Source organism: Frankia sp. QA3 (assembly GCF_000262465.1).
Taxonomy (GTDB): Bacteria; Actinomycetota; Actinomycetes; order Frankiales; family Frankiaceae; genus Frankia.
Window position 1 is genome coordinate 330,430 of the sequence record NZ_CM001489.1, and the last position, 14,164, is coordinate 344,593.

Here is a 14,164-nt window from a genome sequence, read left to right on the forward strand (position 1 = left end):
TCACCAGTGCACGACATCCGAGGAGGAACAGTGAGCACGGTTGCCAACCTGGCGCCGAACAACGGTGGTGAAACGCGCCTCGGCGAGGCGGGCAAGCACGTCGGGCGCGTCTTCGGAGACTGGTTACGCGAGGAGGCGGGGCTTGATCCCGACCGCCACTTCGTGCAGTGCGCGAGTCCGTGGATGACGCTCGGTGAGCTGGACCGACTCTCCGACCGGGTCGCCGCGGGGCTCCAGCAGCTTGGCGTCGGCAAGGGTGACCGGGTCGCGGTGAATCTGCCCAATCGCATCGAGTACGTCGTCCTCATCTGCGCGATCGCCAAGACCGGGGCGATTCAGGTGCCGTTGAACACCTATCTGCGGGGGGAGTTTCTGCGCCACCAGCTCGTCCAGACGACGCCCCGGGTGTACATCGGTGACGCCCAGGCGCTCCGCCTGCTGGCGCCGTTGCTGTCCGACAGCGGTATCCGGGACCTCGTCCTCGTCGGTGCCAGTGCCGGTGCCGGTGCCGACGGCGATCGGGCCGCTCTGCCCGATGCGTTGCCCTACGTCGAGCTGGAGAAGTGCGGCGCGGATCTCCGGCCCGTGGACATCGGGTCGGATGATGTCTGTGTGATCATCTTCACCTCGGGTACGACCGGCGCTTCCAAGGGCTGCACCATCACCCATGGTTACTACTGCAACCTGGTCACGGTCTTCGTCGACTATGGCTGGTACGAGCCCGGCGACGTCGTTTTCGGGGCCAACCCGCTCTTTCACTTCAGTGGGCAGACCTGGCTTGTGGCGGCCGCGCTCGCCGTGCGGGGCTCGGTCGTCGTGGAACCCGCCTTCAGCGCCAGAACCTATATGGCCCGCATCCGGGAGACCGGTGCCACGGCGGCCATGGGCATGGGCGCGATGGGACTGGCCATCCTCGCGACACCGGCCCTCGCCGACGAGCGGAACCACCGTCTCCGGCACATTACCTTCATGCCGTCGTCGCCGGATCTCATCAGGGCGTTCGCCGAACGGTTCGGTATCGAACCCTTCGCCGAGGTCTTCGGCCAGTCGGAGTGCTGGCCGGCTCTGCTCGGCGACCCGCGCGGCCCGCGGTGCCCCGGGAGCATGGGCACGGTGACGCCCGGTCTGCAGGTCAAGCTCATGGATGAGGAGGGCCGGGAGGTTCCGGTCGGTCAGGTCGGCGAGATCGTCATCCGTCCGGACGCGCCCCATCGACTCTTCTCGGGGTACTGGAACAACGATGCCGCGACGGTGGAGGCCTTTCGTGACCTGTGGCATCATACCGGAGACAGCGGCCGCATGGACGAGCGCGGTTATTTCTGGTTCGTCGACCGGAAGAAGGATTCTCTTCGTCGACGCGGAGAGAACGTGTCGTCCGTGGAGCTCGAAACCGCGATCATGAAACATACCGCCTTCGCGGCGGTCGCCGTGCACGCGGTGCCGTCGGAGCTGTCCGAGGACGACATCAAGGCCTGTATCGTGCTCAGATCCGGCGTGACGGTCGACCTGGCGGAGCTGTTCGAGTTTTTCCGCCACAACCTGCCGTATTACGCGATTCCTCGGTACGTCGAGTACTTCGACGAGCTTCCGGTCAATGTCAATGGACGGGTCCAGAAGTTCAAGCTGCGCGAGCGCGGCATCACGGACACGACCGTCGACCTCCAGGCGCTGGGGTTCGTCGTCGCCAGGTCGGATCGGCGCGCCCCCTGACGACCGCGCGCCACCTGACGACCGCGCGCCACCTGACGACCGCGCGCCACCTGACGACCGCGCGCCACCTGACGACCGCGCGCCACCTGACGAAGGCGCTCTCACCTGGCGACGCGGGTGCGCCGGGCCGGCAGAAGGCCGCCCGGCGCATTCGCGTCGTCAGGACGTGGGGGCGACGGGGGCAGAGCGGCCCGAGGCGAGCGCCCGAAGGTCGAAGCCCGGGCGTGTGAGGTCCACCGGCCGTAGCGGGATGCCGAGTTCCAGCAGCCTGCGCGCGGCGAGATGATCAGCGGGCCGATTGACGGACTCCACCCCGACCAGCCGATCGCCGGCGAAACAGAACGCGGAGAAGCGTTCCTGCTCGGCTTCGCCGTACATGACGACGGTGTCCCGGCCGGTCGGCAGGCCGGCGATCTGAATCTTGAGATCCGCCTGGTCGCTCCAGAACCAGGGCACAGCCCGGAAGTGCTCCGCGCGGCCGGCGAGTGCGGCGGCGACGGCCCGTGCCTGCGCCACCGCGTTCTGGACGGATTCCAGGCGCATCTGACGGCCGTCCGCGTAGGCGCAGGGAAAGCTCGCGCAGTCGCCGATGGCCCAGACGTGTGGATCGGACGTGCGCAGATGCGGGTCGGTGACGATGCCGTTGTCGACGAGCAGCCCGGCCTCCGCGGCGACCTCGGTGTTGGGGACCGCGCCGATTCCGACGAGGACAAGGTCCGCCGGAACCGAGCGGCCGTCCAACGTCCACACGGCGCGTACCTGCCCGTGGGTTCCGGTCATGGTGGCGGCGCTGGTGCCGAGATCGATCCGCATCCCGCGCCGCCGGTGCGCCTCGACGAGGAAGGAGGCGGTGCCGGGCGACAGAACGCGGGCCATGAGCTGCTCGGCGATCTCGAACACCGTCGTGGCGATGCCCAGCCCGACCGCCGTGGCGGCGATTTCGAGACCGATGAAGCCGCCGCCGATGACGACGACGGAGCTCGCTGCCGGCAGTCGTCGGCGCACCTCCTCGGCATCCGCGAGACTGCGCAGTGTGAGCACTCCGTCCAGATCGGCCCCGTCGATGGGCAGGCCGCGGTTGCGCGCGCCGAGGGCCAGGACGAGGTCGTGGTACTCCAGCCGATCCCCGCTCCCGAGCCCCACACTGCGGGCGTCCACATCGATGCTGGTCACCGGGGTTCCCAGCCGCAGTTCGACGTCGATGTTGTCGTAGAACGAGGGTGGTCGCAGCGCGAGCCGCTCGGGCGGAACCTTGCCGGTGAGGTAGCCCTTCGACAGGGGCGGACGTTGGTAGGGCGCGTGGCGCTCCGCACCGACGAGCACGATCCGGCCCTGGAAGCCCTCGTCCCGCAGCGATGCCGCAGCCTGGCTTCCGGCCTGCCCGGCCCCGGCGACGACGACCGTCCGATTCGACATCAGTACTGCTCCGGTGGCACGCGCACGACCAGCCCGTCGGTCTGGGGACTCAGCGGGAGCTGGCAGGACAGGCGGCTGGTCGGCTCGCGGGGGCAGGCCGTGAAGTCGAGCATCTCCTCCTCGTCGCCGGACGCCTCGGGCAGCGCGTCGATCGGGCCGTCGTGGACATACACGTGGCAGGTCGCGCAGGCGAGTGTGCCGCCGCATTCGGCCACCACCTCCGTGATGCCGGCGCTCACGGCGGTCTGCATGATCGACGTGCCGTCGGCGCCGTCGACCACGGTCGTCTCACCGTTGGGCCGGATGAACGTCACTTTGGGCATGACTCGCCTCCTCCTCGGCGTGTGCGCCGGGACCAGCCCGCCCGCGCGCCCTGGACCCAGCCGTCCGTGCTGGCACCGGTCTTGACCTAATTTGAATCTAACGCAGATTATAGATCCTGGACGCCCCTTGCGCGACGCTCATCGACCAGGGCGGCGCAGTGGGGACCGACACCTGGCGGGAGAAATGATGGACGAGGCTGCTGCGGCGGGCGAGACGACCGATGCTTCCTACGAGACGATTTCCTTCAGCCCGCTTGATCCGACCCTGGCGGACGACTTCTGGCCGAGGATGAACGCGCTGCGCGAGTCGTGCCCGGTGGCGTGGAGCGACCAGCCCTGGAGCGAGCGGAACGCCGGCTTCTGGATGGTCAACGACTATGCGGACGTGATGGCTGCCGCGACCAGCTGGAAGGCCTTCAGCAACGCACAGGGCGCCTCACCCGTCCAGTTCGACCTCGACGTGCTGCGGATGATCCCGCTGGAGACCGATCCTCCGCTGCACCGTGGGATCCGCCGCCTGCTGAATCCGTTCTTCGCGCCCGAGGCGCTCAAGAGCCAGGAGGAGGACATCCAGGGGCTGGTGGACCGGCTGCTCGACCGCTGCTCGGAGAGCGGCTCCGTCGACTTCGTCGTGAGCTTCGTCAACCTCCTGCCGCCCCTGGTCTTCTTCGAGGGCTTCCTCGAGCAGAAGGAGTCGGAGATCGGCTGGGTGCTCGAGGTCCTCGAGATCCTGCTCACCCGTCCGGAACGCGCCATGGAGGTTGCGCCCAGGCTGCTGGGCTGGGGTGCGGCGCTCCTCGAACAGCGCCGCGGTGAGGGCCGCCGGGACGATCTCGCGGGCACCATCGCCCACATGGGCCTGACCGGCGACGATGGGCTGCACCTCGACGAGAAGCAGCGCATCGAGACCATCAACCTCATGATCATGGCGGGCATGGAGACGACCATGGGCGGTCTGGGGAGCATCGGCTATTACCTCGGCACCCACCAGGCGGTGCGCGCGGAGCTCCGCGACGCGGACGACCAGTTGCTCGGCCGGGTCGTCGAGGAGTTTCTGCGCTTCGAGTCCCCGGTGCCGACCGCCGGCCGCACCGTGACCGAGGCCACCCGGATGAGCGGGTGCCCGATGAGGGCGGGCGATCGTGTCCTGCTCAACTGGGCTGCCGCCAACCGGGATCCGGAGCAGTTCCCCGAGCCGGACACCCTCGACTTCGCACGCGAGAACGTGTCCTCCCACGTGGCCTTCGGCGCCGGCATCCACCGCTGCCTCGGCAACCATCTCGCCCGCCGTGAGCTCAAGGCGAGTGTCAGGGCCATCTGCGCGCTGAGCCGTTTCGAGATCGACCCAGGCTTCACGCCGAGGTACCGGCCTGGTTTCGCCCGCGGTCCGATCAGCCTGCCCGTCACTGTCGCGCGCTGACACCACCCGCTGGTGGGGCCGTCGTGGTCGCGGCCCCACCAGCACCCGCACCTCGCGAAGCTCTTGACCAGATTCAAAATCAGTGTAGATTTTGACAAATATTCTGTGATGATGGACACATTTATCGAGGGGTTGGCGGCGTGGAGACGGGCCGGCCTCCGACTGGAGGAGACACGGTGTCCCACACGACGATCCGGTTGCCGCGGGCCTCGGCAGGGCGCCGATGCCGCGCATTGATCCCGACGGCGTTACTCGCGGCGGCCGCCGCTCTGGCTGCCTGTGCAAGCTCGGACGGCGGCCAGGGGGTACAGGCCCCGCCGTCCGGGTCAGGGGCATCCGGGTCAGGGTCCGCTCAGGTGACCGCAGCCCGGGCCGAGGTCGACAAGCTCCTCAAACCGCCGACGTCCATCGGCATCGACCAGCCGCTGCGGGAAAAGCCGCGCGGCGGCCAGACCATCGTGTTCCTGTCCTGCGAGACCGGGCTGTGCCAGGTGCTCGGCAGCGGGATGAAGGATGCGGCCCACGCCGCCGGCCTGCAGTACAAGAGCCTGCCGATCACGTTGGCCAACCCCGCGACGCTGATCGCCGGGATGCAGCAGGCCCTCCAGATGAACCCGAAGCCGGTCGGGGTGGTCTTCGCCGGCATCCCGGAGGCCGTCTGGGCCGGCCAGGTGCCCGCCTTCGAGAAGGCCGGTGTGCCGCTCATCCCGGTGGCGGTGGGGGAGGTCAAGACCGGGCCGGCGGTACCTGCCGGGCTCGACGGTCCGGTCGACGCCCGAGCGCAGGCCGCCGCCGTCGCGAACTACTTCATCGCCGACTCGAACGGCAAGGGCAAGGCCCTGGCCGTCAACGTCCCTGACGTCGGCGCACTCAAGATCGCCGTCGATGCCTTCACGACAACCGTGCGGAAGGGATGCACCGACTGCGTCACCGACACGGTCGACGTGACGCTGGCGCAGGTCGCGAGCAACGGCGTGGTTCCCGCGGTCGTCTCCGCGCTGCAGCGCAAGCCGGACATCACCTACGTGATGACCCCTCAGGGCGAATGGACCCAGGGTCTGCAGGCCGCGGTGCGGGCGGCCGGCCTGGACAAGGTCCAGCTCATCGGGATCAACCCGGCGAAGTTCAACCAGCAGGAGCTGCTGACTGGAGACTCCACCGCGTTCAGCCTTCTCCCCTTCAAGATCATGGCGTGGAAGGGCGTCGACATCGCGCTGCGCCACGCCGAGGGAACACCGGTGCGGGACAGCGACGTGCTGCTGCCGCTCCAGCTGCTGACCAAGGCGACCGTCGGCACGCCGGCGGACTCCATCGACCGTCCGACCGACTATCAGGCGCAGTTCACCAAGCTGTGGAAGCTCTCGTGACGGCGGGGTTACCTCGGCCGCCCGCCGGCGATGCCGAGGCGACCACGCACCTCCTGGAGGTCCGGGGACTGACGAAGACCTTCGTCGCGACACCGGCGTTACGGGCGCTCGACCTCACGATCGCGCCCGGTGAGGTGCACGCGTTGCTGGGCGAGAACGGCTCCGGCAAGTCGACCTTCATCAAGATCCTCTCCGGCTACCACACACCCGACCCGGGCGGAGAGGTCTTCGTCGGCGGACATCCGTTACCCTTCGGCGCTCCGGATTCCTCCTACGACCTCGGCTGTCGCTTCGTCCATCAGGACCTCGGCCTGGTGGAGAGCCTCTCCGTCGCCGACAATCTGTCGCTCACGACAGGCTTCCCCACGCGGTGGGGGACGGTGCGCGGGCGTGAGCTACGGCGGCGCGTCGCGGCGGCCCTGGAGATCGTCGGCCTGGACCTCGATCCCCACCAGCCCGTCTCCGCGTTGTCGCCGGCGATGAAGACCGGTGTCGCGGTGGCGCGGGCCCTGCGGGAGGACGACGGGAGGGCGGCCGGCCTGCTCGTCCTCGACGAGCCCACGGCCACCCTGCCGGTGGAGGAGGTCCGGCATCTGCTGGAGATCGTCCGGACCATCGCCGCCCGCGGCATCGGCGTCGTCTATGTCACCCACCATCTGGACGAGGTCTTCGAGCTCGCCGACCGGGTGAGCGTCCTGCGGGACGGTCAGAAGGTGGTCACCACCTCGGTGCGCGACATCGATCACACGACCCTCGTCCACCATCTCATCGGCCGGGGGCTCGATGAGGCCCATGCGGCCTCCACGGCGCTTCCGGTCGGCGAGGACGTCGTGCTCGCCGTGGCCGATCTCGCGGCCGGCCCGCTGCGCGACATGGACCTGCGGGTCCGGGCGGGGGAGGTGGTCGGCATCGCCGGACTGACCGGGTCGGGTCGGGACACATTGCTACCTGCGATCTTCGGAGCCGTCGCCCGGTCCCGGGGAACGGTGCGGGTCGGCGCTGGTGCCCGGCCCGTCGCCGGCCCGCGGGACTCCATCGCGGCCGGCCTGGTGTACCTGCCGGCGGACCGCAAACTCCACGGGGGAGTGATGAGCCTGACCGCGCGGGAGAATCTCACGCTTCCCCGGCTCGGCGATTTCTGGCGAGCCCCCCTGCTGCGCCGTCGGGCGGAGTCGTCTCAGGCGCGCGACTGGTTCGCGCGCCTGGACGTCCGCCCGGCCGACGCGGCGGAGCGGCCGCTGTTCTCGCTCAGCGGAGGCAACCAGCAGAAGGTGCTCGTCGCGAAATGGCTACGGTGCTCGCCGACGGCGCTGCTGCTCGACGAGCCGACCCAGGGCGTCGACATCGGTGCGAAGGCGGAGATCCATCGGCAGCTGCTCGCCGCGGTGGCGGCCGGCGCGGGTGCGGTCGTGAGCTCCGCCGACATCGACGAGGTCGTGGCGCTGTCCCACCGGGTGCTCGTCCTGCGGGCTGGGCAGGTGGTCGCCGAGCTCGTGGGTGACGAGATCTCGGTCGCCACGATCACCCGCGAGTCTCTCGGTTCGGGGGCCGCGACGCAGGCGAGCGCGGCATGAGCACGCGGCGCGGTCTCCGCCTCGGTTTCGACCGGTTCAGCGGCCTCTACCTCTGGGCGCTGTTCATCGTGGTCTTCGGTATCTGGACCCCGGACCTCTTTCTCACCACGGGCACCCTGCATTCGGTGGCCTCCCAGCAGGCCGTCGGCGCGATCGTCGCCCTCGCGGTCCTGATGCCCATGGCCGCCGGGGCCTACGACCTCTCGGTCGGGGCGACCGTGAACCTGGCCGCGATCCTGGTCACGGTGCTCCAGACGGAGCAGGGGTGGGGAATGTGGCCCGCCATCGGTGTCACGGTGGCGGCCAGCCTGGCGGTGGGCGTCGTCAACGGCTTCATCGTCACGAGGCTGAAGGTGAACTCGTTCATCGCCACCCTCGGCTCCGCGTCCATCATCCTGGCCGTGCAGTCGATCGTGTCGGGCCAGAGCCAGCCTCTCCCGCCGGCCTCCCGTGCGTGGACGCAACTCACCCAGCGTGAGGTGGCCGGGTTCCAGCTCATCGTGCTCTACCTTCTCGTCATCGCCGTGTTGGCCTGGTGGGCGCTGAACCACACGCCCGCGGGCCGCTACGTCCACGCGGTCGGTGGCAACGTGGAGGCGGCGCGATTGTCGGGAGTCCGCACGCGGCTGTGGACGTTCCTCATGCTGGTCATCTCCAGCACCTTGTGCGGCGTCGCGGGTGTCCTGTACGCCTCACTCAGCGGCCCGTCGCTCACCTTCGGTGGCGCACTTCTGCTGCCCGCGTTCGCCGCGGTGTTCCTCGGGTCCACGCAGCTCACCCCGGGACGCTTCAACGTCTGGGGGACGCTGATCGCGATGTACGCCCTGGCCACCGGGATCAAGGGACTTCAGCTCGTCACCGGTGTCCAGTGGCTCGCGGACATCTTCAACGGCACCGCCGTGATCACCGCCGTCGCCTTCGCCGTCTGGCGGCAGGGCAGGGTGGTCACCCGCGGTCGCGACGCCACGCGAACCGCCACGACGAGCGAGGAACCACCGCCCGATCCACCCGATCCCGACCCGGCCCCGCCGGAGAAGTCGCCCGAGGCGGCCGCGTCGGTCCAATAGCGGTATCGCTTGAAATCTAATCAAATGCAGAGTAGAAAAATGAGGATGCTTGCCTTGCCGCTGCATCGACGCGGTGGCAAGCCGTTCCCGAATGGTCGTTGAGGGAGAACACATGGGATCGCTGGACGGTCGCGTGGCCATCGTCACCGGCGCGGGACGTGGCATCGGGGCATCGGTCGCGAAGCTCTTCGCGCTGGAAGGCGCGTCGGTCGTCGTCAATGACGTCGGCGCGTCGCTGAGCGGACTGGAGTCCGACGGCAGCCCGGGTGAGGAGCTCGTGCGCGAGATTCAGGCCTCGGGAGGCAAGGCGCTGGCCAACGGGGCCGACGTCAGCGATCACGAAGCCGTCCGGGAGATGGTGGCGTCCGCCGTCGACACCTTCGGCAAGCTCGACATCCTCGTCAACGTCGCCGGCATCCTGCGAGACCGGATGATCTTCAACATGACCGAGGCCGAATGGGACGCGGTCATCCGGGTGCATCTCAAGGGCCACTTCAACACCATTCAGTCCGCGTCGGCGTACTGGCGGCAGCTCGGGGACCCAAACGCCCAGCACCGCGTCATCAACTACACCTCCCGCGCCGGTCTGCACGGTGCCCCCGGGCAGCCGAACTACTCCGCGGCCAAGATGGGGATCGTCGGTCTCACGTACTCCTGCGCCGTCGCGTTGAAGCGGTACGGCGTCACCACCAACGCGGTCTCACCGGCCGCAGCGACCCGGATGACGGACACCGCGCGCAAGTCGGGCGTGGACGGACTCGGCCAGGACGAGCTGTCGCCGGACAACATCGCGCCCCTCGCGGCCTGGCTCGCCTCCGAACAGTCCGGATGGTGCAACGGTCATGTTCTTCACGCCCGCGGGCTGGAGATCAACCTGTACAGCGACCCGAAGCCCATCGCCACCGTCCGAGCGCCAGGAAAGGCATGGAACCTGGGAACCCTCGGCAAGGAACTCGAGGCCACCTTCCGGCCGATCACCGACGCGGCCCCGGCGAACCCCTTCGTATGAGCATCCGAGGCAAGGCCTTCATCGCCGGGGCCTACGAGCACCCCGGGCGCGAGCTCCCCGACCATTCGATCCCGCGAATCCACGCCGAGGTTGCGCTGGGTGCACTCGCCGACGCCGGACTGACCCTCGTCGACGTCGACGCCTACTTCTGCGCCGCCGACGCCCCGGGCCTTGGCGGGCTCGCCATGGCCGACTATCTCGGCCTGCGCGTCCGGTACACGGACAGCTCCGACATGGGCGGATCGGTCTACCTCAGTCACGTCGGCCACGCGGCGGCCGCCATCGCCGCCGGCAAGTGCAGCGTCGCCCTCATCACGCTCGGCGGGCGTCCCCGCACGACGTCACTGCGAGCGCCCGGCCAGCTCATGGGCGCGCCCCCGGAAGCCGGATTCGAGCCGGTTTTCGGCCTGAACGTGAGCGCGGTGTACGCACTGGCGGCGGCCCGGCACATGTATCGGTACGGCACGACCAGTGAGCAGCTCGCGGAGATCAAGGTGGCGGCATCACTGCACGCCCAGCACAACGAAAACGCCCTGCTCCGTAAGCCCGTCACCGTCGAGCAGGTCGTCTCCTCGCCCATGGTCAGCAGCCCGCTGCACCGACTCGACTGCTGCGTCGTCACCGACGGCGGCGGGGCGCTGGTCCTGGTCAACGAGGACATCGCCCGCGGCCTCGACCGGCGGTGCGTGAAGGTCCTCGGGCACGGCGAGGCGATCGAGCACAGCCACGGCGGCTGGCAGGACATCACCGTCACCGGCGCCGTGCGGTCGGGACGGGACGCCTTCGACGAGGCCCGCGTCACTCCCGCCGACGTCGACTACGTCGGCCTGTACGACTCCTTCACCGTCACCGCGCTGCTGGCCATCGAGGATCTCGGCTTCTGCGCGAAGGGCGAGGGCGGGCGCTTCGTCCTGGACGGCGCGCTGCAGGCGCCACACGGCGTGCTGCCGTTCAACACCGACGGCGGCTCGCTGTGCAACAACCATCCCGCCAACCGTGGCGGGATGACCAAGATTATCGAGGCGGTCCGCCAGGTGCGTGGCGAGGCGCATCCCGCGGTGCAGGTACCCGGGTGCGAGATCGCCCTCGCGCACGGGACCGGCGGCTGGTTGACGACCCGCATGGGCAACGCGACGGTCATCCTCGGCAGGGAGGACGCGTGACGCTCCCCGCGCCGGTTCCGGACATCACGCCGGAGACCGAGACCTTCTGGAAGGCGACCGCGACGGGACGCCTGCTGATTCAACGCTGTGCCGAGTGCGAACGGTGCGTATGGTACCCGCGGTTTCTCTGCCCGGCCTGTCACAGCACCGACCTGCTGTGGACGGAGGCATCCGGGCGCGGCACGGTGCACAGCGCGACGGTGACCAGCCGCGGGATCCTCGACTACAAGGACGCGGGGAGCTACGTACTCGCGCTCGTCGAACTCGACGAGGGTCCCAAGATGCTCACGAACGTCGTGGAGTGCGACCCGGCCGAGGTGTTCATCGGGCAGCGCGTCGAGGTCGTCTTCCACGACACCGGCGCGGGCGTGGCGCTTCCCCGTTTCCGCCCGGTCACCGAGGCCGTCGCCATCCCCGGGGCCTGACATGGCACCGTCCCGCTTCGTCGTCGAGCAGGGTCACCTGCTCGCCTTCGGTCGCGCCATCGGGGCCCCGCCACCCGGCCGCGCCGGCCTCGCCGCGCTCGACCCTCCCGCGCCGGTGCCCCCGACCTTCGTCGCGGCGTCCGCGCTGCACGACCCGGAGCACCTGCGTGGCCTTCGGTCGACCGGGCCGCTGGCGGCACCACCGGACGGCGGTTCCCTCCTGCACGCGGAGCAGCACTTCGAATACCTCGCGCCGATCCGCGTGGGCGACGTTCTCGAGGTCGAGCGAACCGACGGCCGTCGGTGGGAGAAGAAGAGCCGCCACGGCGGCCGCCTGCGGTTCCGTGAGGTCATCACCGATTACCGGTTTCCGAACGGTGCGCTGAGCGTGCGATCCCGAATGATCCTGGTGGAGACACCACCCGCGGAGGGGATGCCATGATCCTCCCCCGAATCGGGGACCAGCGCCGGGCGGTGGTCTGTCCCGAAGTGACCCGCACGCAGATCGTGCAGTTCGCCGGCGCGACGGGCGACCTCAGCCCGCTGCACGTGGACGAGCCGGCCGCCGTGGAACTCGGGTACCCGTCGGTCATGGCCCACGGCATGCTCACGATGGCGGTGACGGGCTCGCTTCTCACCGAGTGGTGGGGCGACGACCGCCTCACCGCCTTCGGTGCCCGGTTTCTGGCCCCCGTGTGGCCCGGTGACGAGCTCACGGCCGTGGCTGTCGTGACGGCGGTGCGGGGGACCCGGCCGGGATCATGCGTCGATCTTCAGCTGACGACGACGAACCAGTCCGGCGTGGTGGTGCTGACCGGTACGGCGACCGTCCGCATGGTCGAACCGGTGGGGGGCTGACCGTGTGTGGAACCGACCGGACCGCCTTCGACGCGACGTTCGCCGCGGGCGCTGTGGAGGTGCATCGGTGACCACATATCGTAAAGCGCAGGACGCGCTGTCGCTCATTCCGGACGGTTCATGGATAGTCGCCGGGCCCGGCTGTGGCGCGCCCCGGACGTTACTCGCGGAGCTCGGCGCGGCCGCGACGGGACGGGGATGGACGCTCGGCAGCGGCCTGCTCCTCGGGGACCTTCCGTTCCTCGACGCGGTGCGTTCCGGCGAGCTGCGCTACCGGACGTGGCACGTCTCGGCAGCCGCCCGTGGCCCAGTGGCGGAGGGCACCGTCGGCTATGTTCCGATGCGCTCCTCGCGGCTGCACGCGATGCTCGCCGCCCGTCCGCTCGGCGCCGCCCTGGTCCGGGTCAGCCCGCCGGACGGATCGGGGCGGGTGTCGTTGGGCCCGTCGGTGAGCTACGGTCTCAGCGCGCTGGAACTGGCTGCGGTGCGCATCGGCGAGGTCGACCCGGATCTCCCGCGGACCTGCGGCGAGACCGAGGTGGACGAGTCCGTCTTCGACGCTCTGGTGGAGGCGGACACCCCGGCCGCGTACCACCGGTCGCAGCCGCCCGACGAGACCAGCCGGCGCATCGCCGAGGCGGTGCTGGACCTGCTGCCGCCCGGTCCGGTGCTGCAGATCGGTATCGGTGCCATCCCGGAATCGCTCGTCGGCATCCTGGCCGAGGCTGATCTCGGACCGCTGCGCTTCGCCGGCATGGGCACCGACCAGATGGTCGATCTCTTCGACCGCGCGGCACCGCGCGGCGCGGCGAGCGGGCCCGGGATCGGGACCGAGCCGGCGATCCTCTCACCCGAACTCATGGGCTCCGAGCGTCTCATGCGGTTCGCCGATCGCAATCCGAGTGTCGTCCTGCGCCCGTCGACGTACGCACACGACCCGGCGCGCCTCGGCGCCATGGACCGCTTCGTGAGCGTCAACTCGGCGCTCGAAGTCGACCTGCTCGGCAACGTCAACAGCGAGATGCTCCGGAGCCAGCAGGTGTCCGGCGTCGGCGGCAGTCTCGACTTCGTCGAAGCGGCGGGCCGGTCCAACGGCGGGCTGCGGATCATCGCGCTGCCCTCGGCCACCTCCGGCGCGCGCCACTCGAAGATCGTCGCTCGGGTCGAGGCGGTGACCCTGCCACGGATGTGCGTCGACGTCGTCGTCACCGAGCACGGTGTCGCCCGACTCGACGGCCTCAGCACCGTCGAGCGTGCCGAGGCCCTCATCGCGATAGCACACCCTGACCACCGCGACGCGCTGGCTGACAACGGCGGGAAGGAATAGCGCCATGACCGTGCACCAACGGCGGGGGCGTTGGTTCGAGGAGCTCGTGGTCGGCGACGTCTACCGCCACCGCCCGGGCAGGACCGTCACCGAGGCCGACAACGTCCTGTTCACGACCCTGACCGGCAATACCCAGAGCCTGCACCTCGACGCGGCATTTGCCTCGACGACGGAGTTCGGACAGCGCCTGGTAAACAGCCTGTTCACCATGTCGACCGTCGTCGGCCTCTCGGTCGCGGATCTCACCGAGGGCACGACGGTGGCCAATCTGGGCTTCACCTCCATCAGCTTTCCGGCTCCGGTCTTCGTCGGCGACACCCTCTACGCGGAAACCGAGGTCATCGGCACCCGGGAGTCCGCGTCTCGACCAGGACAGGGCGTCGTGACCTTCGAGCACCGTGGTTTCAATCAGCACGGTGCGCGGGTCTGCGCGGCGGTACGGGCCGCGCTCGTGCTGGGCCGGGCAGCCGGGGAGGCTGCCGCGGCCGTGCCCACCAGGTAGGGA

14 protein-coding genes are annotated in these 14,164 nt (G+C 69.5%); 12 read left to right on the forward strand and 2 right to left on the reverse strand.

Annotated features, from left to right (window positions below; genetic code table 11):
• The first annotated feature begins 6 nt into the window (after window positions 1-6).
• Window positions 7-1,710, forward strand: coding sequence for an AMP-binding protein (locus FRAQA3DRAFT_RS01335; protein ID WP_198287006.1), 1,704 nt, complete (start codon window positions 7-9; stop codon window positions 1,708-1,710).
• A gap of 159 nt (window positions 1,711-1,869) precedes the next feature.
• On the opposite strand, the gene FRAQA3DRAFT_RS01340 is transcribed toward FRAQA3DRAFT_RS01335, so the two are convergent.
• Window positions 1,870-3,126, reverse strand: coding sequence for an NAD(P)/FAD-dependent oxidoreductase (locus FRAQA3DRAFT_RS01340; protein WP_009399398.1), 1,257 nt, complete (start codon window positions 3,124-3,126; stop codon window positions 1,870-1,872).
• Window positions 3,126-3,449, reverse strand: a complete 324-nt coding sequence (locus FRAQA3DRAFT_RS01345) for a 2Fe-2S iron-sulfur cluster-binding protein (RefSeq protein WP_009399400.1) — start codon at window positions 3,447-3,449, stop codon at window positions 3,126-3,128. Before FRAQA3DRAFT_RS01345 ends, FRAQA3DRAFT_RS01340 begins: the two co-directional genes overlap by 1 nt.
• Before the next feature lie 184 nt (window positions 3,450-3,633).
• On the opposite strand from FRAQA3DRAFT_RS01345, the gene FRAQA3DRAFT_RS01350 reads away from it, so the two are divergent.
• The 11 genes from FRAQA3DRAFT_RS01350 to FRAQA3DRAFT_RS01400 all read left to right on the forward strand — a co-directional run bounded on the left by FRAQA3DRAFT_RS01350 (window position 3,634) and on the right by FRAQA3DRAFT_RS01400 (window position 14,161).
• On the forward strand, window positions 3,634-4,869 hold the full coding sequence (locus FRAQA3DRAFT_RS01350; RefSeq protein WP_198287007.1) for a cytochrome P450: 1,236 nt from the start codon (window positions 3,634-3,636) through the stop codon (window positions 4,867-4,869).
• A 356-nt stretch (window positions 4,870-5,225) separates the two neighbouring features.
• Window positions 5,226-6,236 (forward strand): sugar ABC transporter substrate-binding protein, encoded by a 1,011-nt coding sequence (locus tag FRAQA3DRAFT_RS01355; RefSeq protein WP_009399404.1) that lies wholly within the window; start codon window positions 5,226-5,228, stop codon window positions 6,234-6,236.
• A complete protein-coding gene (locus tag FRAQA3DRAFT_RS01360; RefSeq protein ID WP_009399406.1) occupies window positions 6,233-7,810 on the forward strand; it encodes a sugar ABC transporter ATP-binding protein in 1,578 nt (525 codons plus the stop codon). The genes FRAQA3DRAFT_RS01355 and FRAQA3DRAFT_RS01360 overlap by 4 nt, the downstream gene beginning before the upstream one ends.
• Window positions 7,807-8,877, forward strand: a complete 1,071-nt coding sequence (locus FRAQA3DRAFT_RS01365; protein ID WP_009399407.1) for an ABC transporter permease — start codon at window positions 7,807-7,809, stop codon at window positions 8,875-8,877. The genes FRAQA3DRAFT_RS01360 and FRAQA3DRAFT_RS01365 overlap by 4 nt, the downstream gene beginning before the upstream one ends.
• 112 nt (window positions 8,878-8,989) lie before the next feature.
• Window positions 8,990-9,886, forward strand: coding sequence for an SDR family NAD(P)-dependent oxidoreductase (locus FRAQA3DRAFT_RS01370; protein ID WP_009399409.1), 897 nt, complete (start codon window positions 8,990-8,992; stop codon window positions 9,884-9,886).
• Window positions 9,883-11,049 (forward strand): thiolase domain-containing protein, encoded by a 1,167-nt coding sequence (locus tag FRAQA3DRAFT_RS01375; RefSeq protein ID WP_009399410.1) that lies wholly within the window; start codon window positions 9,883-9,885, stop codon window positions 11,047-11,049. Before FRAQA3DRAFT_RS01370 ends, FRAQA3DRAFT_RS01375 begins: the two co-directional genes overlap by 4 nt.
• On the forward strand, window positions 11,046-11,474 hold the full coding sequence (locus FRAQA3DRAFT_RS01380; protein ID WP_009399411.1) for a Zn-ribbon domain-containing OB-fold protein: 429 nt from the start codon (window positions 11,046-11,048) through the stop codon (window positions 11,472-11,474). The genes FRAQA3DRAFT_RS01375 and FRAQA3DRAFT_RS01380 overlap by 4 nt, the downstream gene beginning before the upstream one ends.
• 1 nt (window position 11,475) lies before the next feature.
• Entirely contained in the window at window positions 11,476-11,916 is a 441-nt protein-coding gene (locus FRAQA3DRAFT_RS01385) for a MaoC family dehydratase N-terminal domain-containing protein (protein WP_009399412.1), read from the forward strand.
• Complete coding sequence (locus FRAQA3DRAFT_RS01390) at window positions 11,913-12,332, forward strand: MaoC/PaaZ C-terminal domain-containing protein (RefSeq protein ID WP_009399413.1); 420 nt, start codon at window positions 11,913-11,915, stop codon at window positions 12,330-12,332. Before FRAQA3DRAFT_RS01385 ends, FRAQA3DRAFT_RS01390 begins: the two co-directional genes overlap by 4 nt.
• A gap of 67 nt (window positions 12,333-12,399) precedes the next feature.
• Window positions 12,400-13,659 carry an acetyl-CoA hydrolase/transferase family protein gene (locus FRAQA3DRAFT_RS01395; protein WP_009399414.1) on the forward strand — a complete coding sequence of 420 codons (1,260 nt, stop codon included), beginning with the start codon at window positions 12,400-12,402 and terminating at the stop codon, window positions 13,657-13,659.
• Between the two features lie 4 nt (window positions 13,660-13,663).
• Window positions 13,664-14,161: a MaoC family dehydratase gene (locus tag FRAQA3DRAFT_RS01400; RefSeq protein ID WP_009399415.1), complete on the forward strand. Its 498-nt coding sequence runs from the start codon at window positions 13,664-13,666 to the stop codon at window positions 14,159-14,161.
• Window positions 14,162-14,164 lie beyond the last annotated feature (3 nt).